The sequence below is a fragment of the Paenibacillus jepli genome (assembly GCF_047238105.1).
In the GTDB taxonomy this organism is placed as follows: domain Bacteria; phylum Bacillota; class Bacilli; order Paenibacillales; family Paenibacillaceae; genus Paenibacillus_D.
Map to the genome: position 1 here is coordinate 6,793,112 of NZ_JBDFMD010000001.1, position 21,230 is coordinate 6,814,341.

A 21,230-nucleotide genomic window follows, 5' to 3' on the forward strand; every position below is an offset into this window, starting at 1 on the left:
TTTTTTGAAATGAGCCCGTTTATAAACTGCTACATATTCCAACTTTCTACAGGAGGTTTTTTCAATGGCTGTTAGTGCTAGTGCGGTAAAAGAATTGCGTGAAAGAACAGGCGCAGGAATGCTGGATTGCAAAAAAGCGCTCGACGAAGCGGGCGGCGATATCCAAAAAGCAGCGGAGCTGCTGAGAGAAAAAGGTCTTTCCGCGGCCGCTAACAAAGCGGGCCGTGTTGCAACTGAAGGCTTGGTTGAGTCCTACATCCATGGCGGCGGCCGGGTAGGCGTCCTGGTGGAAGTTAACTGCGAGACGGATTTCGTTGCCAAGACGGACCAGTTCCGTGCATTCGTAAAAGATATCGCGATGCAGATCGCAGCGGCTAATCCCAAATATGTACGTCGTGAGGAGGTTCCGGGAGACGAGCTGGAGAAGGAACGCGACATCCTCAAGGCACAAGCGCTTAATGAGGGCAAACCGGCGCACATCGTAGACAAGATGGTCGACGGCCGCATTAGCAAGTATTATGAAGAGCATTGTCTGATGGAGCAGTCCTTCATCAAAGACCCGGACAAAACGATCTCCACGCTGCTAAATGAAAAAATCAGCACAATCGGCGAGAACATCTCGATCCGGCGCTTCGCTCGTTTCGAGCTGGGCGAAGGACTGGAGAAAAAACAAGATAACTTCGTTGAAGAAGTTATGTCACAAGCAAAACTGTAAACCGAACGCAATTGGCGGGGCGGCTCGTCCGCCCCGCCAACTTATTATGCGCTGAGCAAGGTGCAAGATGGAGGTAATAGCGTGGAACAGCCCGTATATAAACGTATTGTGTTAAAAGTAAGCGGTGAATCGTTGTCCGGTCAGAATGGGTATGGTATCGATGCGGCCATGATCGCTTCTATTGCAGAGCAAGTCAAGGAAGTTGTGGACATGCATGTAGAAGTGGCTATCGTCGTCGGAGGCGGCAACATTTGGCGAGGCATTGCCGGTACGGCGAAAGGGATCGACCGTGCTACTGCCGATTATATGGGCATGCTTGCGACAGTGATGAACTCCCTGGCGCTGCAGGACGCGCTGGAGCAGATCGAAGTGCCTACCCGCGTTCAGACTTCGATCGCGATGCAGCAGATCGCTGAGCCTTATATCAGAAGACGTGCCATTCGTCACCTTGAGAAAGGCCGGGTTGTCATCTTTGCAGCAGGTACCGGCAATCCCTTCTTCTCCACCGATACGACTGCGGCGCTGCGTGCGGCAGAGATCGAAGCCGAGGTCATCTTGATGGCGAAGAACAAAGTCAATGGCGTCTACTCGGCAGATCCGTTCAAAGATGAAACGGCCGAGCTGTTTGAACAATTGACATATCTCGATGTTTTGAACCGCAATCTGGGAGTGATGGATTCCACGTCCACCTCTCTTTGTATGGATAATAATATTCCACTCGTTGTCTTTTCGATTACCGAGAGCGGCAATATCAAGCGTGTCGTGCTCGGCGAGAAAATCGGTACGATAGTGAAAGGAAGCGTGAGTTAATATGCCACAGACGATTAAGAAGAATGCCGAAGATCGAATGGACAAGGCTATTGCCGCACTGAAACGCGAATTGACCACACTTCGTGCCGGGCGGGCTGCTCCCGCACTGCTCGATCGCGTGCAAGTTGAATACTACGGCACGATGACACCTGTGAACCAGCTGGCCAATATTAATACGCCCGACGCCCGGACACTCTTGATCCAGCCGTGGGACAAAACCTCTCTCTCTGCGATCGAGAAGGCCATTCAAAAATCTGATCTTGGTTTGACGCCATCCAATGACGGGAGCATCATTCGGATCAGTATCCCGATGCTTACTGAGGAGCGCCGTGCTGAGCTCGTCAAGACGATGAAAAAAATCGGCGAGGAAGCAAAGGTCGCCATCCGCAACGTACGCCGTGATGCCAATGACGATATCAAAAAACTTGAGAAATCAGAGATTTCGGAGGATGAGTCGCGCGGACATCAGGCGGACATCCAGAAATCGACAGATCATTTTGTGGCTGAAGTGGATAAATTGCTGGCTGCCAAAGAGAAAGAAATTATGGAAGTGTAATAGTATGCTCTGCCCGCCCCTCCGACAGGTGGGGTTTGTTGTAATTCCAAGCGTTTAGACGGCGCCTGGCCGCATCCGCTTGGTGGTCTCAGGTCCCAGTAGGGAGGAAAGAATCATGATGGAACGAGTGAAGAGCTGGTTCGTTAAACCTACCAAGCCTGTAGAGGCTGCTCTCAAAGCGGACAATATACCGCAGCATGTCGCCATTATTATGGACGGCAACGGTCGTTGGGCCAAGGAGCGCGGACTCCCTCGGATGGCCGGGCATCATTCAGGCATGAAGGCGGTAAAGCGAATCACTATGGCTGCTGACCGGTTGGGAATCCGGTATCTGACCTTGTATGCTTTTTCGACCGAGAATTGGAAGCGTCCCAAGGCGGAGGTTGATTTTTTAATGAAGCTGCCGCAGGAGTTCCTCTCGATCGAGCTGGACGATCTGATCAAGAACAATGTTCAAGTTAAAATGATGGGGTATCGGGATAGTTTGCCTGACTACACCCTTGAGGCAGTGGAGGAAGCAATTACCAAGACGGCGAATAATAACGGACTTGTCCTTAATTTTGCTCTTAATTATGGAAGCCGCAAAGAGATGGTTGATGCTGTCAAGCGCATAGCCGCAGATGTCCGGGACGGGCGACTTGCAGCGGAAGCGATCGAAGAGTCGGACTTCGGCAAGCATTTGCTCTCCAGCGAACTTCCGGATCCCGACCTGCTGATCCGGACTAGCGGAGAACTGAGAATCAGCAACTTTATGCTATGGCAGCTTGCTTACAGTGAACTGTGGTTTACCGACGTTTACTGGCCAGAATTTACGGACGAGCATTTCTACGATGCGATCCGAGAATACCAGCGGCGCGCTCGCCGATATGGGGGCGTATAGCCTTATTGGAGTGAACTGAACGTTGAGACAACGAATCGTGACGGGGGTATTCGCAGGCGCCTTGTTTGTCGGTCTTGCCCTGATCGGCGGATGGGCGTATACGGCGATGATCCTGCTGCTGGCTGCGATCGGATATGCCGAATTCAGCCGCATGATCGGTTATCCGTGGCATCATCCGGTATCGCTGATCGGCAGTTTCGGTATGCTGCTCCTGGTGTTTCCGTGGTCGGCTGCTGGCTGGCAGGGTCCCGATCCTGCCCTCACGCTCTGGCTGCTGATGTTTGTGCTGCTGAGCGTCACTGTCATCACCCGCAATCGGATCGCTGTCGATCAGGCGGCCATGCTGCTTTTGGGCAGCTTGTACATAGGATTTGGTTTCTCGGCCATGATTGCAGTACGCTTGATTGAACCGCATGGATTGTTCTATACCGCTCTTGCATTCGGATGCATATGGGCATCGGATATCGGCGCCTATTTTTGCGGTCGTGCATTCGGCAGACATAAGCTGTGGCCTGCCATCAGCCCCAATAAGACGATCGAAGGCGCGGCAGGAGGCATCCTGCTGGCCGTGGTTGTCGCGCTGGTATGTGCGCTTCTGGCGCCCCAGTGGATCGCCCCGGGTCAAGCGCTATTGATCGGACTTGTCGCTGCCGTCGCAGGGCAATTGGGGGACCTGATACAGTCGGCATACAAGCGAGTGAAGGGAATCAAGGATACGGGCAACCTGCTGCCGGGGCATGGCGGAGTGCTTGACCGCTGCGATAGCTGGTTGATAGTATTCCCGATTCTGACGCTGACAGGGTTGCTGTAGCGTAAGCCAAGAAGGTGAGCTTATACAGAGGGGGCACTATGAAGAAAATTACGATCTTGGGATCCACGGGATCCATCGGCACGCAGACTCTGGAGATCATCGCCAGCCATCCGGACCTCTTCGAGGTCGAGGCGCTGGCTGCCGGGGCCAATGTCCAGCTGTTGGTCGATCAGGCCAGGCGGCATCGTCCGCGGATGGTTTCGCTCGCCACCAAGGAAGCGGCTGAGCAGGCGGCACCGTTGCTGCCGGCAGGCACCAAAGTGCTCTACGGAGAGCAGTCGCTGATCGAACTGGCTGCCGATCCTTCCTCGGACTATATCGTGACTGCTATGGTCGGCAGTCGGGGACTGAGGTCGACCCTGGCGGCGATCGAAGCCGGCAAAACGATCGGACTGGCCAACAAGGAAACACTCGTAACCGCAGGTCATCTGGTCATGAAACGGGCTTCCGAGCGTGGCGTTGCTATCCTGCCTGTTGACAGCGAGCACTCAGCTATCTTCCAGTGTCTGAACGGCGAGCGGCACAGTACGGTCAAAAAGCTGGTCATTACAGCCTCTGGCGGTTCCTTCCGCGATCGTACCCGGGCTGAGCTGGAGGGCGTCACCGTGCAGCAGGCGCTCAGCCACCCGAATTGGTCGATGGGGGCCAAGATCACGATCGATTCGGCGACGATGGTCAACAAAGGGCTGGAGGTCATCGAAGCCCACTGGCTGTTTGATATGCCTTACGACCAGATCGATGTGATCATTCATCCGGAGAGCATTATACATTCTTACGTTGAGTTCGCCGATTACAGCATTATCGCACAGCTGGGGTGGCCTGATATGCGGGTGCCGATCCAGTACGCGCTTACGTATCCCGACCGGCTGCCGACACCGACGAAGCCGTTTCATTTGGCCGAACTGGGCAAGCTGCATTTTCGCGAGATGGATTATGAGCGGTTCCCGTGCTTGCGGATGGCTTTTGAATGCGGCCGGATCGGCGGTTCTCTGCCTACGGTATTCAATGCCGCCAATGAAGTGGCGGTAGCCAGGTTTTTGGACGGCCAGATCGCGTTTTTGGATATCGAGCGAACGATCGAGGCCGTGCTGAGCCGCCACAAGCCGGAACAGCTGCCGGAGCTCGAGACGATCGAGGAGATCGATCGTTGGGCAAGAAGCGAAGCGGCCTGCTGCATCTAATGGTTCTCTTGTCTCCGCCCGGAGAATAATGATAATCTAGGTACAGGCCATTACGAACAGGAGGCTTTACAAGGTGGAAATGGTGCAGACCGTCCTATTGGTTGTGCTCGTGTTTTTTGTTATCGTATCCATTCACGAATGGGGACACTTCTATTTCGCCAAGCGCGCCGGCATCTTGGTGCGCGAGTTCGCGATCGGTTTCGGCCCGAAGCTGTTCTCAGTGAAAAAGGGCGAGACACGCTATACCCTGCGTTTGATCCCAGCAGGCGGTTTCGTGCGGATGGCTGGGGAAGATCCGGAGATTGTGGAAGTGCAGCCGGGCCAGACCATCGCCGTGCGGCTGGATGCCGATCAGGTATCCAGAATCTATCTGGACCGGTTGGATGAGCGCACCAATGTCATTCGCGGCGAGGTCGTATCGATCGATCTGGAGAAAACGCTTGAGATTGTGCTGGATGTAGAAGGCGAGAGCGAGACCTTCAAGGTTCATCCTCAAGCTTTTATGATCAGCAAAGGCAGAGACACGCAGATTGCGCCTCTGGATCGCCAGTTTGGCAGCAAAACTGTCGGTCAGCGGGCGCTTGCGATTTTCGCCGGTCCGTTTATGAACTTCGTGCTGGCTTTTGGACTGTTTATGGTCTACATCCAGATGGTCGGCATTCCCGTGGAAAATCCGGACAAAGTGCTGATCGGACAGATTATCGAGGATCGGCCGGCATCGAGAGCCAATCTTCAAGTCGGCGACGAAATCCAGAGCATCAACGGTGTAACGATTGGCGGCAATTACGAAAGCATGATCGACATGATCGGCGAATCGGCAGACCAGCCGATGCGATGGACCGTGATCCGCGACGGCCAACCGATCGAGATCGAGATCACACCGATGCTGGATCCCGAAGCCGGCGAAGGCAAGGTCGGGATCGCGCCGACATTCCCGATGCGTTCGGCATCAGCGATTGAGACCGTGACTTATGCTGGCACGGCAATGAAAAATATGACGGTAGTTATTTTTGATGGACTCAAGAAGCTGGTGCTCGGAGATTTTGTGCTGGATGACCTCGGCGGACCCGTGCGTACGGCTGAGGTGACGGGACAGATTGCACAGCAGGGGATCGCGCAGCTCACCTCATGGACAGCGATTTTGAGTTTGTATCTCGGCATATTCAATCTGCTGCCCTTCCCGGCACTTGACGGCAGCCGCTTGATTTTTATCGGGTTCGAAGCGGTACGCGGCCGTCCGGTCGACCCCAACCGGGAGAGCATGGTACATTTCATCGGATTTGCGATGCTGATGCTGCTGATGCTGGCAGTGACCTATAATGACATATTGAGATTGGTCAGGGGATAGCTCCGGCTTCCCCTGTCTTTCTGGAGGTGGTTCAGCGTGCCTGCCCGCGGGCTGCTTTTTGAACGCACACTCTTACTACGCTGGTGGAGGTCCTTATGGCAAAAGACAAACAGTTTGTGACGGAAATCACCCCGCAGAGCGAGGATTTTTCCAGATGGTATATCGACGTTATCAAAAAAGCGGAGCTTATGGATTACTCTCCGGTCCGCGGCTGCATCGTGTTTCGTCCTGAGGGTTATGAGCTATGGGAGAATATCCAGCGTGAGCTGGACAGCCGCTTCAAAGCGACAGGGCACCGCAATGCGTACTTTCCGATCTTCATCCCCGAGAGCTTTTTCCAAAAGGAGAAGGAGCATGTGGAAGGCTTCAATCCTGAGCTGCCATGGGTGACCGAAGCAGCCGGCGAGAAGCTGGAGGAACGGCTGGCCATTCGTCCGACCTCCGAGACGATGTTCGGTCATATGTACGCCAAATGGATCCAGTCTTACCGCGATCTCCCGCTTCTGATCAACCAATGGGCCAATGTTGTGCGTTGGGAGAAACGGACGCTCCCTTTCCTGCGCACGAGTGAGTTCCTCTGGCAGGAAGGCCATACGGCGCATGAGAATGAAGAAGAAGCGCGTGCGGAGACGATGCAGATGCTGGAAATCTATCGGGACTTCGTTGAATCATTCCTGGCGATCCCCGTTGTCGTAGGGCAGAAGACGCCTTCGGAGAGGTTCGCCGGCGCTGTCGATACCTTCTCCATCGAAGCTATGATGAAGGACGGACGAGCGGTCCAGGCAGGGACGTCGCACTATCTCGGCACCAAGTTCGCCGTCGCTTTTGATATCAAGTTCCTCGATCGCGAGAACAACCTCCAGCACGCACATACCACCTCTTGGGGGGTTAGTACCAGACTGATCGGTGCGATGATCATGGTCCATGGCGATGACCGCGGATTGGCGCTGCCGCCCAAAGTTGCTCCAACACAAGCTGTGATGATCCCGATCGGACCGGCCAAGACGAGAGATGCCGTCATTGCGAGGGTGGACGAGCTCTATGCCGAGCTCAAAAAAGCCGGTGTCCGTGTACGCGTCGACGACCGGTCGGATGTATCGCCGGGTTGGAAGTTCAACGAATACGAGATGCGCGGCATCCCGCTGCGGATCGAGCTCGGGCCACGTGATATGGAGAATGGTCAGATCGTACTCGTCTCCCGCATCAGCGGTGAGAAACGAATCATTGCGCAAGATCAGCTCGTAGATGAAGTGGGACGGATGCTGGAGCAGATCCACCAGGAGATGTACGAGCGGGCACTTAACTTCCGTGAGGAGAACTTCAAGGCGGTCGATACGCTGGACGAAATGAAGGCTTTCATGGAAGCCAAACGCGGCTTCGTCGAGGCAGGCTGGTGCGGTTCGGAAGCCTGTGAACACCAAGTCAAGGAAGAGACGGGAGCGACCAGCCGCAATATCCCATTCGAGCCACGTGAACGCAAGCAGACATGTCTGGTTTGTGGCGAAGCAGCGACCGATACCGTCGTATTTGCGAGAGCATATTAGGACTTAATTTTATAATCTGTGCTGGGCGACCCAACCACGCACGAGCGGAGAGGAAAAGGGCGGCTGGAGAAGTGGAGCGTTCGCCTAAAAGCTTTTCGCAGAAAAGCTAGCATCGGAAGCTTACGCTTTCCCGGATTTCACCTGTTGGGTGAATGAATCAAAGAAATCTGGGAACAACAGCGATCGGAAGCTCCCTTTTTCTCGCAGCGCCCCATCGCGATTTGTGCCAAGTGCTGATTATGGATAGAGTCCTTACTATAAACGAGTTAAGGGGGGAATGAACATTTCACAAGAAAAGCGAAGTCGGTTTGTGTTGTTTATGCAACAGGCCGGGCTTACGGAGGCGTTCATCGACACCTATTTTCGGGACGGCCAGATTGAGCAAGTACTGGTCAGTCCCAATAACCGCCAGTGGACGTTTTGCCTGAGCAAAACGTCCTTGGTGCCTTCGGAGGCCTGGGCCGGATTTACCCAGAAGATCAAGGACGCCTTCAGCCACATTGCCGAGATCCGTTTCGTCATGGCCTATGACGATGCAGTAGGAACCGGTGAGATGATGCTGGAATATTGGCCGTTCTTCGTCCGTTGGGCGCAGCAGGAGCTGCCGTCGGTAAACGGCTGGCTGGGCAAAGCGGCCGCTCATGCCGAGGGCGATCTGCTGACGGTGACGCTTCAGAACGACACGGAGCTGGAGATGGCTCGCAAGAAGAGGCTGGATGAGGAAGCCGTACGCTTCTACGAACGGCATTTTAGCCGGACGGGGCGGCTGAAGCTGCTTGCAGGCGAGCGTCGGGCGGAGGAACAGGAGCTGTTCCGGCAGCGGCTGGAGCAGGAGGAGCGAGACATCATCGAGCAGATGATGGCCACCTCGGCGAGCGAAGCGCCGCCGGAAGAAGAGGGCGATGTCCGGCTGGTTGTCGGCTATGATATCAAAGAGCAGCCGGTACCGATCATGCAGATCATTGAAGAAGAGAAGAAGGTGACCGTGCAAGGAACGATATTCGGCTTGGACCGCAAAGAGCTCCGCAATGGCAGCACCTTGTTCACCTTCAACCTGACGGATTTCTCCGATTCGATCGCAATGAAGATGTTCGCCAAGACGAAGGAAGACGTCAAAGTGTTGAGTCAGCTGGCCAACGGCAAGTGGATCAAGGCGAGGGGCCGGGTAGAATATGACCGGTTCATGCAGGAGCCGGAGCTCGTCATGATGCCCAACGATCTCCATGAGGTCAAGGCGCCGCCGGAGCGGATGGAAAAGTCGGAGCATAAACGTGTCGAGTTCCATCTGCATACGACCATGAGTACGATGGACGCCGTCGCGCCGATCGATGCGTATGTCAAGACGGCAGCACGCTGGGGTCATCCGGCGATCGCTGTGACCGATCACAGCAATGTCCAGTGTTATCCGGATGCAGTGAAGGCTGCCAAGAAGCATGGCGTCAAGGTCATGTTCGGCGTCGAAGCCAATGTCGTCAACGATGCGGTGCCGATGGTGCTGGAGCCTCGTGAGGAATCGCTGGCGGATGCGGTCTACGTCGTATTCGATATTGAGACGACTGGCTTGTCCGTCATCAATAACCGGATCATCGAGCTGGCGGGAGTCAAGATGCAGCACGGCAAAGAAATCGACCGATTCTCTACCTTTATCAATCCGCATGAAAAGATCCCATATCATATCCAGCAGTTGACCAATATCAACGACGACATGGTCAGGGACGCACCGGAACTGGAGCCTAAGCTCCGCGAGTTCATCGACTTCATCGGCGATACGGTGCTTGTCGCCCACAATGCGCGATTCGATATCGGGTTTCTGCAGGCATCCTGTAAGACGCTCGGGCTGCCGGAGATCAAAAATCCGGTATTGGACACGCTGGAGCTGGCCCGTTTCCTTCATCCGTCGATGAAGAATCATCGCCTTAACACCTTGTCGGACAAGTACAAGATCAATCTGGAGAACCATCACCGGGCCGTCGATGACTCCTTGGCACTAGGCGGTGTGCTATACGGTCTGATCAAGGATGCGGCGGAGCGCAATGTTACCGGCCTGCATCAGCTGAACGATTATGTCGGTCTTGATCTCTCCAACGTCAGACCGTTCCACTGCTGCATCTATGCACTGAATGCGACCGGCAAAAAAAATCTGTTCAAGCTGATCTCTCTCTCCCATACCGAGCATTTCAAACGGGTCCCGACGATCCCCAAAAGCAAGCTGGTTGAGCTGCGCGAAGGGCTGCTAGTCATCTCCGGCTGCGAAAAGGGCGAGTTTTTTGAGACGGTGTTGAACAAAACTGTCGAGGAAGCGGAGGAAGTCGCCCGTTTCTATGATGTATTGGAGATCCAGCCAATTACCTTCTATATGCATCTGGTGGACAAAGGCCTGGTCGGCAGCCGCGCCGAACTTGAGCAAGCGCTGCGGCGCGTCGTCGAGATCGGGGAGAAGCTGGAGAAGCCGGTGATCGCTACTGGCAACGTGCATTATCTGAATCCGAAAGACAAGATGTTCCGCGATATTACGATTCACGGGATCACCGGCTTCAGCCCGCTGAAGGATCAGAACAAACCTGACGCGCATTTCCGCACGACGGATGAGATGCTTGAAGAATTCGCATTTCTCGGCGAGCAAAAAGCGTTCGAAGTGGTCGTAGAGAATACAGTGTCGCTCAGCGAACGGTTCGAGCCGTTCGATATGTTCCCCAAGGAGCTGTTCACACCAATCATCGAAGGCGCGGAGGAAGAGATCCGTAACACGTGCTACGCAACAGCGAAGTCGTTCTATGGCGAGCCGCTGCCCGAGGTGGTCGTGGAGCGGCTGGAGAAGGAGCTCAAGCCGATCATCGGCTATGGCTTCTCTGCCAACTATCTGATCTCCGAGCGGCTGGTCAAAAAATCAAACGAGGACGGATATCTGGTCGGTTCCAGGGGGTCAGTCGGATCTTCGGTTGTCGCAACATTTCTGGGCATCTCCGAGGTTAACCCGCTGCCGGCCCATTACATGTGCCGCAACAGCGAATGCAGGTATAGCGAGTGGTTCCTCGACGGCAGCATTCCGAGCGGCTTCGACTTGCCGGACAAGCTCTGCCCGAAATGCGGCAAGCCGATGAAAGGCGAAGGCCAGGATATCCCTTTTGAGACGTTCCTGGGGTTCAAGGGCGACAAGGTGCCCGATATCGATCTAAACTTCTCGGGGGAATACCAGCCTCATGCGCATAATTATACGAAGGTGCTGTTCAGCGAGAAATGCGTATTCCGCGCAGGGACGATCGGCACGGTAGCGGAGAAAACGGCATATGGGTTCGCCAAGAAATATGAAGAGCATCTGGATAAAAAATGGCGCGGCGCCGAACTGAGTCGGCTTGCCGCCGGCTGTACCGGCGTCAAGCGCAGCACCGGTCAGCATCCGGGCGGGATTGTGGTGGTGCCGGACTATATGGAGGTCGAGGACATCACACCGGTACAGTACCCGGCGGACGACACGAGCGCTGAATGGAAGACGACGCATTTCGATTATCACGCCTTTGACGCCAACCTGCTCAAGCTTGATATCCTTGGTCACGATGATCCGACGATGATGCGGATGCTGCAGGACTTGACCGGCGTCGACCCGACGACGATTCCGATGAACGATCCGAAAGTGATGAGCTTGTTTAACTCCACAGACGCTTTGGGCGTTCTGCCGGAGCAGATTAAATCCCCGGTGGCTACGTACGGTGTACCGGAGATGGGTACCAAGTTTGTCCGCCAGATGCTCGAGGAGACGCAGCCGTCAACCTTTGCCGACCTGCTGCAGATTTCCGGTCTCTCGCATGGTACGGGCGTGTGGCTGGGCAATGCGCAGGAGCTTATCAAGAACAACACATGTTCGATCAAAACCGTTATCGGCTGCCGCGATGATATCATGCTTTATCTGATCTACAAGGCGGGCATGGATGCTTCGCTAGCCTTCAAAATAACCGAGAGTGTGCGGAAAGGAAAAGGGTTGACACCCGAGTGGATCGATGAGATGAAGGCATGCAAGGTGCCGCAGTGGTATATCGACTCCTGCCTGAAAATCGAATACATGTTTCCGAAAGCTCACGCTGCCGCATATGTCATTTCCGCCGTTCGCACGGCGTACTTCAAGCTGTATCATCCGATTGCTTTCTATGCGACGTACTTCTCGGTGCGGGCTGAGGATTTTGATCTCGAGCTGCTTTGTCAGGGCTACGACGCCATCAAGCGCAAGCTGATCGAGATCGAGGCCAAGGGCTTCCAGGCGCTGCCGAAGGAAAAGGTTATGATCTCCATTCTGGAGATGGCTCTGGAGATGACCGCCCGCGGCTTTTCCTTCAAGCCGGTCGATCTGTATCGTTCGGACGCGACACGCTTCCAGGTCGACGGCGACTCGCTGATCCCGCCGTTCTCGGCAATCGGCGGGATCGGCGATAATGCCGCCCGCAATATAGCTGCCGCCCGCGAGCATGGAGATTTCCTCTCGATTGAGGATTTTCAGCAAAAAGCCAAGGTTGGCAAGACGATTGTAGAAGTGCTGGGGACGATGGGCTGCTTCAGGGGACTGCCGGAGTCCAATCAGCTCTCGCTGTTCTAGACTCGCCAGGTCTTGTTCTCGCCGTCACCCTTGTCACTATCATGGTTATGGTATAATTTTTCTGGTAATCCTGATGATATCGGTATTTGCGCAAAGAGTGGGGCAACCCACTCTTTACCTTTTGTCCACACCAATTTCGGCATGACAACCGGGAGGTTACAACGTTTGAGCAGATCCAACATTAAATCCGCTATCGAGTCCATGGTTGCCCCGTATCTCGAATCCGGGGGTTTCGAGCTGGTCGATATTGAGTATGTCAAGGAAGGCAGTAACTGGTTTCTCCGGATCTTCGTCGACAAGGAAGGCGGCATTGATATCGACGAGTGCGGCGTCATCAGTGAATATATAAGCGAGCAGCTGGATAAGGAAGATCCGATCAAGGACGCTTACTTTCTGGAGGTCTCCTCGCCCGGCGCCGAGCGACCGCTCAAGAAGTCCGAGGACCTGCGCAGGGCAGTCGGCAAGCATGTGTTCGTAACCACTTATGAGCCTATCGGCAAGCTCAAGGAATTTGAAGGCAGGCTGGTCTCCTTTGAAGAGGAACTGCTCGTCATCGAAATCGGCAAAAAGCAAGTTGAAATACCTTATGCCAAAGTGGCGAGCGCCCGTTTGGCCATCGTTTTCTAATTGCCCACAAGGAGGAACTCATTTCAGATGAGCATGGATTTTATTGAAGCCCTGTCGGAGATCGAACGGGATAAAGGAATCAACAAGGATGTCTTGCTGGAAGCGATCGAAGCGGCGTTGATCTCCAGCTATAAACGCAATTTCAACAGCGCCCAGAATGTAAGGGTAGACATCAACCGTTATACCGGCGTCATCAAAGTGTATGCCCGCAAGACGGTTGTAGATGAGGTGCTGGATGCGCGTTTGGAGATATCCGTGGAAGCTGCGCGGGAGATTAATCCTCACTACTCGCTGGACGATATCGCGGAGATTGAAGTTACGCCCCGCGACTTTGGCCGGATTGCCGCCCAGACGGCCAAGCAGGTCGTCACGCAGCGCATCCGCGAAGCGGAGCGGGGTCTCATTTACAATGCCTTTATCGATAAGGAAGAAGATATTGTAAACGGGATCGTCCAGCGTCAGGATACACGCAATCTGTTTATCGACCTGGGCAAGGTCGAGGCCGTCCTGCCGCTCACAGAGCTGATGCCGACAGACAAGTTCAAGCACGGGGACCGTGTCAAATCTTTTATCACCAAAGTGGAGAACACGACCAAGGGCCCGCAGATCATCCTCTCGCGCTCGCATCCGGGCTTGCTCAAGCGTCTCTTTGAGCTGGAAGTGCCGGAGATCTACGACGGGGTGGTCGAGATCCGTTCGGTTGCCCGCGAAGCCGGCTTCCGTTCGAAGATTGCCGTACACTCCCGCAACGATGAGGTCGATCCGGTCGGGTCGTGCGTAGGTCCCAAAGGGATGCGGGTGCAGACGATCGTCACAGAGCTAAAGGGCGAGAAAATCGATATCGTGCGCTGGTCAGACAGCGTGGAGGAATATGTGGCTAATGCGCTTAGCCCTTCCAAGGTTGTCGAGGTCATCGTATTTGAGCAGGAGAAGATGGCAAGGGTCATCGTACCGGATTACCAGCTCTCGCTGGCGATCGGCATCAAAGGCCAAAATGCCAGGCTGGCTGCCAAGCTGACCGGCTGGAAGATCGATATCAAGAGCGAGACGCAGGCCGAGGAAGAATACGGTCGCCCCAAAACGCAGTCGGGCACGATGCACCAGGATTCGGTCTCGATCGACTGATTCGATGCGCCGTTTTTACTGAATCACCGACATGCCAGGGGGTAGTGTGAGATGAAGCCTAGAAAAATACCGCTTCGAAAATGTATTGCCTGTCAGGAAATGATGCCAAAGAAAGAACTCATTCGTATCGTACGCACACCTTCGGAGGAAATCCTGATCGACCTGACCGGCAAGAAGGCAGGCCGCGGCGCCTATCTGTGCGGCAAGGTGGACTGCTTCAGGCTCGCTCAGAAGAGCAAAGCGTTTGAACGCGCACTCAAACAGCAGGTGTCGCCTGAGATCTACCAGCAGCTCGAACAGGATTTTATCGGGGTACAGGATGAGTTCCTTGCCAGAGGGGAGCAACCCGATGTCGAAGGATAAAGGATTATCGGCGCTCGGCATGGCGATGCGGGCAGGCAAGCTGATCACCGGTGAAGACACCGTCCTCAAGGCTATCCGCGCAGGGAAAGCCTGCCTTGTACTCGTCGCCGGCGACGCCTCCGACAACACGAAGAAGAAATTCCGCGACAAGTGCAGCACCTATGGAGTTGAGATTGCAGAAGCTTACGATCGGGTCTTGATCGGCGGAGCGATCGGCAAGGAAGCGCGAGTGCTGATCGCCGTCACCGACCAGGGATTTGCGAAGATGATACGAAATCAACTGAGTGATCTAGCGGAGGTGGAGTATATTGACTAAACAAGACAACAAGGACAAACTGCGCGTGTATGAATATGCAAAATCGCTCAATATGAGCAGTAAAGAAATCATTACAATTCTGAAACGTCTGAATTTGCCGGTCAATAACCATATGAGCGTCATGGAAAATGAGATGGTAGGCAAAGTGGAAGGCTTTTTCCGGGACATCAAAGCCAACGCAGCGGCCAAGCGAGCCCAGGAAGGCGGAGCCACAGTGTCCGCAGCTGCACAGGCCTCGAAGCCTTCTGGAAATCGCCAATCGCATCAGGCAGTTCAACCGCAAAGCAACAAAAATAAATCGATGGAACGGCAGGAACCTATGAACAGTACTGAATCGAAAAACCAACAGAGCACCAACTCAACTCAGCAGAGAAGTCAATCCGGACAAAACCAGGGCAACTCACAGCGCCAGCAATCGGCTGGAGGATCCGGCAGTCAGCAGCGGCCGCAAGGCGGTCAACGTTCCGCAGGCGCTCAGCGTCCCGGTGGCCAAGGCGGTCCATCTCGTCAAGGCCAAGGTCAGGGCGCGAGCCGTCCAAGCGGCCAAAGTCAAGGCCAAGGCGGCGGCAATCGGCAGGGCGGCGGACAAGGTCAAGGCGGTCAGCGACCGGCACAAGGGCAGGGCGGCAGTGGTCCGCGCAGCAGTACTCCTGCAGCTGGCGGCAGTGGCCGGCCGGCCGGCCAACGCTCCGACAGCAATCGTCCAGCGGGACAGAACCGTCCGGGCGGTGGCGCTGGATCTACAGGCGGACGTCCTGGCGGCGACTCCCGCAAGTCCCGCCCCGGCGGCGGTGGCGGCGGCCAACGTCGGTTTGACGATAACCGCGGCGGCAATTTCCGCAGCGGCAGAGGCGGCAAGAACAATCGCGGCCGTAACAATAACCAGCAGGAGCGTCGAGAGAAAATAGACAACACGCCAAAGAAAATCATCGTCCGCGGCAATATGACGGTCGGAGAACTGGCGAAGCTGCTTCATAAAGATGCCTCTGAGGTCATCAAGAAGCTTCTCTTCCTGGGCGTGATGGCTACGATCAATCAAGAGCTGGAGATGGATGCCATCCATCTGGTTGCCGAAGAATTCAAGGTCGAGGTGGAAGTGAAGATCCCGGTGGAGGAAGATCAGTTCGAGACGCTCGAAGAGGTCGATGACGAGGCTGATCTGGAGTGGCGTCCACCCGTCGTTACGATTATGGGTCACGTCGACCATGGCAAGACAACCTTGCTTGACGCCATTCGCCATACCAATGTCACCGGTGGTGAAGCCGGCGGCATCACGCAGCATATCGGTGCTTATCAGGTCGAGGTCAATCAGAAGAAAATCACCTTCCTGGATACACCGGGCCATGAAGCGTTCACGACGATGCGCGCACGCGGCGCCCAGGTAACGGATATTACCATCCTGGTCGTAGCTGCCGATGATGGCGTAATGCCGCAGACTGTTGAGGCGATCAACCACGCGAAAGCAGCAGGGGTTCCTATTATCGTAGCGGTCAACAAGATCGACAAAGAAGGCGCCAATCCTGACAAGATCAAGCAAGCGATGACAGAGTATGAGCTGGTTCCGGAAGAGTGGGGCGGAGATACGATCTTCGTTGAACTGTCCGCCAAACAGCGCATCAATCTGGAGGAACTGCTGGAGATGATCCTGTTGGTTGCCGAGGTGAACGACTACAAAGCCAATCCCAATAAACGCGCCCGCGGAACCGTACTCGAGGCTGAACTCGACAAGGGCAAAGGTCCTGTAGCACGGATCCTGGTACAGCATGGTACGCTAAAAGTAGGCGATGCTTATGTAGCAGGCAATTGCTTTGGCCGGATTCGCGCCATGGTCAACGACAAAGGCCGCAGAATGAAAGAAGCTGGTCCATCAACGCCAGTTGAGATTACGGGTCTTACTGATGTCCCGCAAGCTGGGGATCCTTTTCTCGTGTTCGAAGACGAGCGCAAAGCCCGTGCCATCGCGGATCGCCGTGCGATCAAGCATCGTCAATCCGAGCTTGGCTCCAATACGCGCGTCACGCTGGACGATCTGTACCAGCACATCAAAGAAGGCGAGATCAAGGACCTGTACGTCATCATCAAGGCTGACATGCAGGGTTCCTTCGAAGCTCTCAAAGGCTCGCTTGAAAAGATCGAAATTGAAGGGGTTCGTGTCAAAATCATCCACAGCGGTGTCGGCGCCATAACCGAATCGGATATTATCCTCGCGACGGCTTCCAATGCGATCGTCATCGGCTTCAACGTCCGTCCGGAGCCTCAGGCGAAGATCGCTGCCGATCAAGAGAAAGTGGATATCCGTCTCCATCGGATCATCTACAACGTCATCGACGAGATCGAACAGGCGATGAAAGGCATGCTGGATCCAGTCTTCAAAGAAGCGGTTATCGGACATGCGGAAGTACGCAGCCTGTTCAAAGTGAGCAAGGTCGGTACAATCGCAGGCTGTATGGTCACTTCCGGCAAAATGGCCCGCAATGCGGAAGCGCGTGTCGTCCGTGGCGGTATCGTCGTCTACGAAGGCAAGCTTGACTCCCTCAAACGCTTCAAGGACGATGCAAAAGAAGTCGCTCAGGGCTACGAGTGCGGAATTACGCTCGATGGCTATAATGATCTAAAGGAAGGCGATATTATCGAAGCCTTCATCATGGAAACCGTAGAGAGGTGAGCCGCAGGTGGCCAAAATTCGGGTAGAACGCGTAGGAGAGCAAATCAAAAAAGAACTTAGTCAGCTGATTCAATCCGAGCTGAAGGATCCGCGCATCGGATTCATTACAGTAACCGGTGTGGAGGTGACGGGCGACCTTTCGCAGGCACGTGTCTATCTGAGCGTCCTCGGCAATGAAGAGCAAAAGGAAGAAACGCTGAAGGCGCTGGCCCGCGGCAAAGGCTTCCTGCGCTCCGAACTGGGCAAACGGATTCGGTTCCGGCATACACCGGATTTGATCTTCAAGTTTGACAGCAGTATCGAATACGGCAGCCGCATCGAAGCTATGCTGGATCAGCTCAATCAGGAGAAAGACAATCGATGACTGAGGGAACGGCAGCCTATAAGCAGCAGTTGTCGGAGGCATACGCGTTTATGGCAGACAGGGACGACTTCCTGGTCGTCTCCCATGTCCAGCCGGACGGGGATGCGATCAGCTCGACTGTATTGATCGGTTGGCTATTGGGACGGCTCGGCAAGCGGGCCGTCCTGGTCAATGAAGGATCCGTACCATCACGTCTATCTTTTCTTGAGCTGGCAGATTCGATTACTTGCATGACGGAGCGGCCTCTTGAGCGTTCCTTTTCTCATATCATTTCTGTAGACTGCGCGGATTTCCGAAGGATCGGGCTAGTAAGCCAATTCTTCGCGGAAGATGCGCAGCTGCTTAATATTGACCATCATCCGACCAATGACGCATTCGGCACTGTGAACCTGATTCGCGCTGACGCCGCAGCGACGGTCGAGATCCTGTATGACCTAATCGTACATAGCGGTGTTGAGCTTGACCTCCAAGCCGCTACTGCTGTTTATACAGGGCTGCTGACGGACACGGGAGGGTTTCGCTATGCCAACACATCGGCGCATGTCATGGAGATTGCTTCCGAGATGCTCCGTCTCGGGGTAAAGGGCAGCAATCTTGCCCATCATCTTCTGGAGCAGATGACGACGCCTCAGCTTCGTTTGCTGCAGCGCGGACTATCGCGGCTTTCTTTTACCGAAGATGGCAAGATCAGCTGGTTGTTCATGGAGCCTGCCGACCTGGAAGAGACGGGTGCGGCCGGCGAGGACCTGGAAGGGCTGGTCAACTATGCCCTTAATGTGGAAGGTGTAGAGGTTGGCATCTTGTACAAAGGTACGACGGACGGGCACACCAAAGTCAGCTTCCGCTCCGCCGGCAAGATCGACGTGGCCGCTATTGCCCAGACCTTCGGAGGCGGCGGGCATGTTCGGGCAGCGGGCTGCCGGATTGAGGGTCAGGTGCCGGATGTCATCAGTATGGTGGTGGAGTCTGTCAGGAGGGCATTGCATTAGTATGGATGGTATATTGGCCGTATGGAAGCCTGCAGGGTGGACCTCGCATGATGTCGTTGCCAAGGTTAGAGGCATGCTGCGGATCAAACGAATCGGTCATGCCGGGACGCTGGATCCTGAAGTGACTGGGGTGCTGCCGCTCTGTATCGGCAAAGCGACCCGGGTAGTCGAATATTTGCAGGAGCAGCCCAAGGCTTATCAGGCGGTACTGCAGCTGGGGGTAGCCACGGACACGGAGGATCTGACCGGTGATGTCATCGAGACGGCAGAGGATATCTCCGTGGATGAAGCGGATCTGCACCGGATTTTTCTCTCCTTCATCGGCGAGATCGAGCAAGTGCCGCCGATGTATTCGGCCGTTCGGGTGGACGGACGCCGATTGTATGAGCTTGCTCGCGAAGGCAAAGTGGTCGAGCGCAAGGCACGGCGGGTGACGATCCACGAGCTGGAGCTCCTCTCCGTGGCGCAGCAGGACGGCAAGCCGCGTATTGCTTTCTCGGTTACATGTTCCAAAGGCACTTACATCCGCACGTTGTGCGTCGATATCGGCAAGGCGTTGGGCGTGCCGGCCGCGATGGCCGAGCTCACACGTACACAGTCTGCCGGCTTGGGCGAAGCCGACTGCCTCACATTGGAACAGATCGCTGAGCTTCATGAGCAGGGTGAGCTGGCTGGACGCTTGCTGAGCCCTGACCAGGGCTTGAGCTTTATGGAAAAGCTCGTCATCGATCGCGAGTCTGCCGATCGCGCGCTCAAAGGTCAAAAGCTCCGTCTGCAGACAGAGAAACTGGCGGCAGACCGCTTAATTCGTTTATATGATGAGCGAGATGCGTTTTTGGGTGTGTTTCGGACCGATGCCGAGCGTGGACTGATCTGCCCGGTCAAAGTATTCTCATAATTTAGAGGTTGTTCAGCGTATTATTAGCTTATGAAAGAATTGCAGGTGTAGCAGCAGTGAAAACAATCGAGTTAAGCTATCCGTTAACCGAACAGCAGCTGGATAACTGCGCCTTGCCGCAGACGCTCGCGATCGGTCATTTCGACGGCGTGCACAAGGGCCATCAGCAGGTCATTCGCAGGGCAGTTGATACCGCACGTGCGGCTGGTCTTTGCCCGTCGATTATGACCTTCCATCCCCATCCTAGGGAGGTCTTGGCCCAGGAAAAGCCATATCTGACTTATCTGACTCCGCTTGATGACAAGATGGCGCTGTTTGCCGAGCTTGGTGTGGAGGTTGCTTACGTTTTCCGTTTTGATCTGACCTTTGCGGCGGTCTCCCCTTCTCATTTTGTGGAAGAGGTGCTGCTGCCGTTGCAGGTGAAACAGGCTGTTGTTGGCTTTGATTTCTCGTTCGGACATCGCGGCGAGGGCAAGGCCGAGACGCTGCGGGAACTCGGCGGCGAGACGATGGCTGTCGAGGTCGTCGCTCCCTATCATATGGAGGATGAGAAGGTCAGCAGCACACTGATCCGTAAACAGCTGGCGCTTGGTGCCGTCGAGAAGGTGGAGCCGCTGCTCGGCAGACCTTACCGGTTCGCCGGCATCGTCCAGACGGGTGACCGCAGAGGACGTACCATCGGTTTCCCTACTGCGAACGTGCATCTGATCCAGCCTTATGTACTGCCGCGGCTTGGCGTCTATGCCGTCAGAGCCACGACAGGCGACGCGACATATGCAGGCGTCATGAATTTGGGTTTTAAGCCCACGTTCAACGACCCCGGCGGTGCGCCGACAGCCGAAGTGCATATCTTTGATTTCGAAGGTGATCTCTACGGCAAAGAGCTGCAGGTAGCCTGCTGTCATTTCATTCGGGAAGAGCGCAAGTTTGGTTCTGTGGACGAGTTGATCGCCCAGATCGGTGCTGATGCCGAGCAGGCGCGCCGGTTGCTCGCCAACGTCTCCCTCTAAGGTCACAGGTTTACTTCGAAGAGGCACTGTGCTATACTGATTCAGGTTGCGGTTCGCATACGCATCCAAACCGTGGCTTGGATATTCGACTCACCGGCGGTGTCGAGGCCATAGGCGATTATGATTTGGGAGGTGAAGAGAATGGCTATCACACAAGAGCGTAAGAACGAACTGATCGATACGCACAAGACGCATGATACAGATACCGGTTCTCCAGAGGTGCAAGTTGCGATCCTGACAGAGAATATCGTGAACTTGACTGATCATCTGCGTACGCACAAGAAGGATCATCATTCCCGTCGCGGTCTGCTCAAGATGGTAGGTCAACGCCGCAAGCTGCTGGCATACTTGAAGAACAAGGATGTCAGACGCTACAGCGCACTGATCGAGAAGCTTGGTCTTCGTCGTTAATCGAGGGGGACAAGATGAAAAGCAACCGGGTA

19 protein-coding genes are annotated in these 21,230 nt (G+C 54.9%); all 19 read left to right on the forward strand.

All coding sequences use genetic code 11. From position 1 onward, the window contains the following. Positions 1–64: 64 nt before the first annotated feature. The 19 genes from tsf to rpsO all read left to right on the forward strand — a co-directional run bounded on the left by tsf (position 65) and on the right by rpsO (position 21,198). Positions 65–715, forward strand: coding sequence for a translation elongation factor Ts (gene tsf / locus ABC336_RS29050; RefSeq protein ID WP_413241980.1), 651 nt, complete (start codon positions 65–67; stop codon positions 713–715). Between the two features lie 81 nt (positions 716–796). Continuing rightward, on the forward strand, positions 797–1,525 hold the full coding sequence (pyrH, locus tag ABC336_RS29055; protein ID WP_413241981.1) for a UMP kinase: 729 nt from the start codon (positions 797–799) through the stop codon (positions 1,523–1,525). A gap of 1 nt (position 1,526) precedes the next feature. After that, complete coding sequence (gene frr, locus ABC336_RS29060; RefSeq protein WP_413241982.1) at positions 1,527–2,081, forward strand: ribosome recycling factor; 555 nt, start codon at positions 1,527–1,529, stop codon at positions 2,079–2,081. Positions 2,082–2,196: 115 nt separating this feature from the next. After that, on the forward strand, positions 2,197–2,961 hold the full coding sequence (gene uppS / locus ABC336_RS29065; protein ID WP_413241983.1) for an undecaprenyl pyrophosphate synthase: 765 nt from the start codon (positions 2,197–2,199) through the stop codon (positions 2,959–2,961). 22 nt (positions 2,962–2,983) lie between these two features. After that, positions 2,984–3,772, forward strand: coding sequence for a phosphatidate cytidylyltransferase (locus tag ABC336_RS29070; RefSeq protein WP_413241984.1), 789 nt, complete (start codon positions 2,984–2,986; stop codon positions 3,770–3,772). Positions 3,773–3,810: 38 nt separating this feature from the next. Continuing rightward, positions 3,811–4,953, forward strand: a complete 1,143-nt coding sequence (locus ABC336_RS29075; protein WP_413241985.1) for a 1-deoxy-D-xylulose-5-phosphate reductoisomerase — start codon at positions 3,811–3,813, stop codon at positions 4,951–4,953. A gap of 73 nt (positions 4,954–5,026) precedes the next feature. Then, on the forward strand, positions 5,027–6,301 hold the full coding sequence (gene rseP / locus ABC336_RS29080; RefSeq protein ID WP_413241986.1) for an RIP metalloprotease RseP: 1,275 nt from the start codon (positions 5,027–5,029) through the stop codon (positions 6,299–6,301). 95 nt (positions 6,302–6,396) lie between these two features. After that, positions 6,397–7,845: a proline--tRNA ligase gene (gene proS, locus ABC336_RS29085; protein WP_413241987.1), complete on the forward strand. Its 1,449-nt coding sequence runs from the start codon at positions 6,397–6,399 to the stop codon at positions 7,843–7,845. A 277-nt stretch (positions 7,846–8,122) separates the two neighbouring features. Beyond that, positions 8,123–12,430, forward strand: a complete 4,308-nt coding sequence (locus ABC336_RS29090) for a PolC-type DNA polymerase III (protein ID WP_413241988.1) — start codon at positions 8,123–8,125, stop codon at positions 12,428–12,430. A 165-nt stretch (positions 12,431–12,595) separates the two neighbouring features. After that, the gene (gene rimP, locus ABC336_RS29095) at positions 12,596–13,057 is read left to right on the forward strand and encodes a ribosome maturation factor RimP (RefSeq protein WP_413241989.1); all 462 of its coding nucleotides are present in this window, start codon (positions 12,596–12,598) and stop codon (positions 13,055–13,057) included. A gap of 27 nt (positions 13,058–13,084) precedes the next feature. Next, the gene (nusA, locus tag ABC336_RS29100; RefSeq protein ID WP_413241990.1) at positions 13,085–14,182 is read left to right on the forward strand and encodes a transcription termination factor NusA; all 1,098 of its coding nucleotides are present in this window, start codon (positions 13,085–13,087) and stop codon (positions 14,180–14,182) included. Positions 14,183–14,233: 51 nt separating this feature from the next. After that, complete coding sequence (gene rnpM, locus ABC336_RS29105) at positions 14,234–14,545, forward strand: RNase P modulator RnpM (RefSeq protein ID WP_413241991.1); 312 nt, start codon at positions 14,234–14,236, stop codon at positions 14,543–14,545. Next, positions 14,532–14,861: a L7Ae/L30e/S12e/Gadd45 family ribosomal protein gene (locus ABC336_RS29110; protein WP_413241992.1), complete on the forward strand. Its 330-nt coding sequence runs from the start codon at positions 14,532–14,534 to the stop codon at positions 14,859–14,861. The genes rnpM and ABC336_RS29110 overlap by 14 nt, the downstream gene beginning before the upstream one ends. Next, the gene (gene infB / locus ABC336_RS29115; RefSeq protein ID WP_413241993.1) at positions 14,854–17,526 is read left to right on the forward strand and encodes a translation initiation factor IF-2; all 2,673 of its coding nucleotides are present in this window, start codon (positions 14,854–14,856) and stop codon (positions 17,524–17,526) included. The genes ABC336_RS29110 and infB overlap by 8 nt, the downstream gene beginning before the upstream one ends. A gap of 7 nt (positions 17,527–17,533) precedes the next feature. Then, the gene (gene rbfA, locus ABC336_RS29120) at positions 17,534–17,890 is read left to right on the forward strand and encodes a 30S ribosome-binding factor RbfA (protein WP_413241994.1); all 357 of its coding nucleotides are present in this window, start codon (positions 17,534–17,536) and stop codon (positions 17,888–17,890) included. Continuing rightward, positions 17,887–18,879, forward strand: coding sequence for a DHH family phosphoesterase (locus ABC336_RS29125; protein ID WP_413241995.1), 993 nt, complete (start codon positions 17,887–17,889; stop codon positions 18,877–18,879). The genes rbfA and ABC336_RS29125 overlap by 4 nt, the downstream gene beginning before the upstream one ends. 1 nt (position 18,880) lies before the next feature. Next, on the forward strand, positions 18,881–19,777 hold the full coding sequence (gene truB / locus ABC336_RS29130) for a tRNA pseudouridine(55) synthase TruB (RefSeq protein WP_413241996.1): 897 nt from the start codon (positions 18,881–18,883) through the stop codon (positions 19,775–19,777). A gap of 56 nt (positions 19,778–19,833) precedes the next feature. Then, positions 19,834–20,787 (forward strand): bifunctional riboflavin kinase/FAD synthetase, encoded by a 954-nt coding sequence (locus tag ABC336_RS29135; RefSeq protein ID WP_413241997.1) that lies wholly within the window; start codon positions 19,834–19,836, stop codon positions 20,785–20,787. A gap of 141 nt (positions 20,788–20,928) precedes the next feature. Then, positions 20,929–21,198 (forward strand): 30S ribosomal protein S15, encoded by a 270-nt coding sequence (gene rpsO, locus ABC336_RS29140; protein WP_413241998.1) that lies wholly within the window; start codon positions 20,929–20,931, stop codon positions 21,196–21,198. Positions 21,199–21,230 lie beyond the last annotated feature (32 nt).

Bases quoted from the DNA above. Each gene is read 5' to 3' on its own strand.
- ABC336_RS29090 (WP_413241988.1), top strand. From the start codon at position 8,123: ATGAACATTTCACAAGAAAAGCGAAGTCGGTTTGTGTTGTTTATGCAA.
- frr (WP_413241982.1), top strand. From the start codon at position 1,527: ATGCCACAGACGATTAAGAAGAATGCCGAAGATCGAATGGACAAGGCT.
- rnpM (WP_413241991.1), top strand. From the start codon at position 14,234: ATGAAGCCTAGAAAAATACCGCTTCGAAAATGTATTGCCTGTCAGGAA.
- ABC336_RS29110 (WP_413241992.1), top strand. From the start codon at position 14,532: ATGTCGAAGGATAAAGGATTATCGGCGCTCGGCATGGCGATGCGGGCA.
- proS (WP_413241987.1), top strand. From the start codon at position 6,397: ATGGCAAAAGACAAACAGTTTGTGACGGAAATCACCCCGCAGAGCGAG.
- rpsO (WP_413241998.1), top strand. From the start codon at position 20,929: ATGGCTATCACACAAGAGCGTAAGAACGAACTGATCGATACGCACAAG.
- truB (WP_413241996.1), top strand. From the start codon at position 18,881: ATGGATGGTATATTGGCCGTATGGAAGCCTGCAGGGTGGACCTCGCAT.
- ABC336_RS29125 (WP_413241995.1), top strand. From the start codon at position 17,887: ATGACTGAGGGAACGGCAGCCTATAAGCAGCAGTTGTCGGAGGCATAC.
- tsf (WP_413241980.1), top strand. From the start codon at position 65: ATGGCTGTTAGTGCTAGTGCGGTAAAAGAATTGCGTGAAAGAACAGGC.
- nusA (WP_413241990.1), top strand. From the start codon at position 13,085: ATGAGCATGGATTTTATTGAAGCCCTGTCGGAGATCGAACGGGATAAA.
- uppS (WP_413241983.1), top strand. From the start codon at position 2,197: ATGATGGAACGAGTGAAGAGCTGGTTCGTTAAACCTACCAAGCCTGTA.
- ABC336_RS29075 (WP_413241985.1), top strand. From the start codon at position 3,811: ATGAAGAAAATTACGATCTTGGGATCCACGGGATCCATCGGCACGCAG.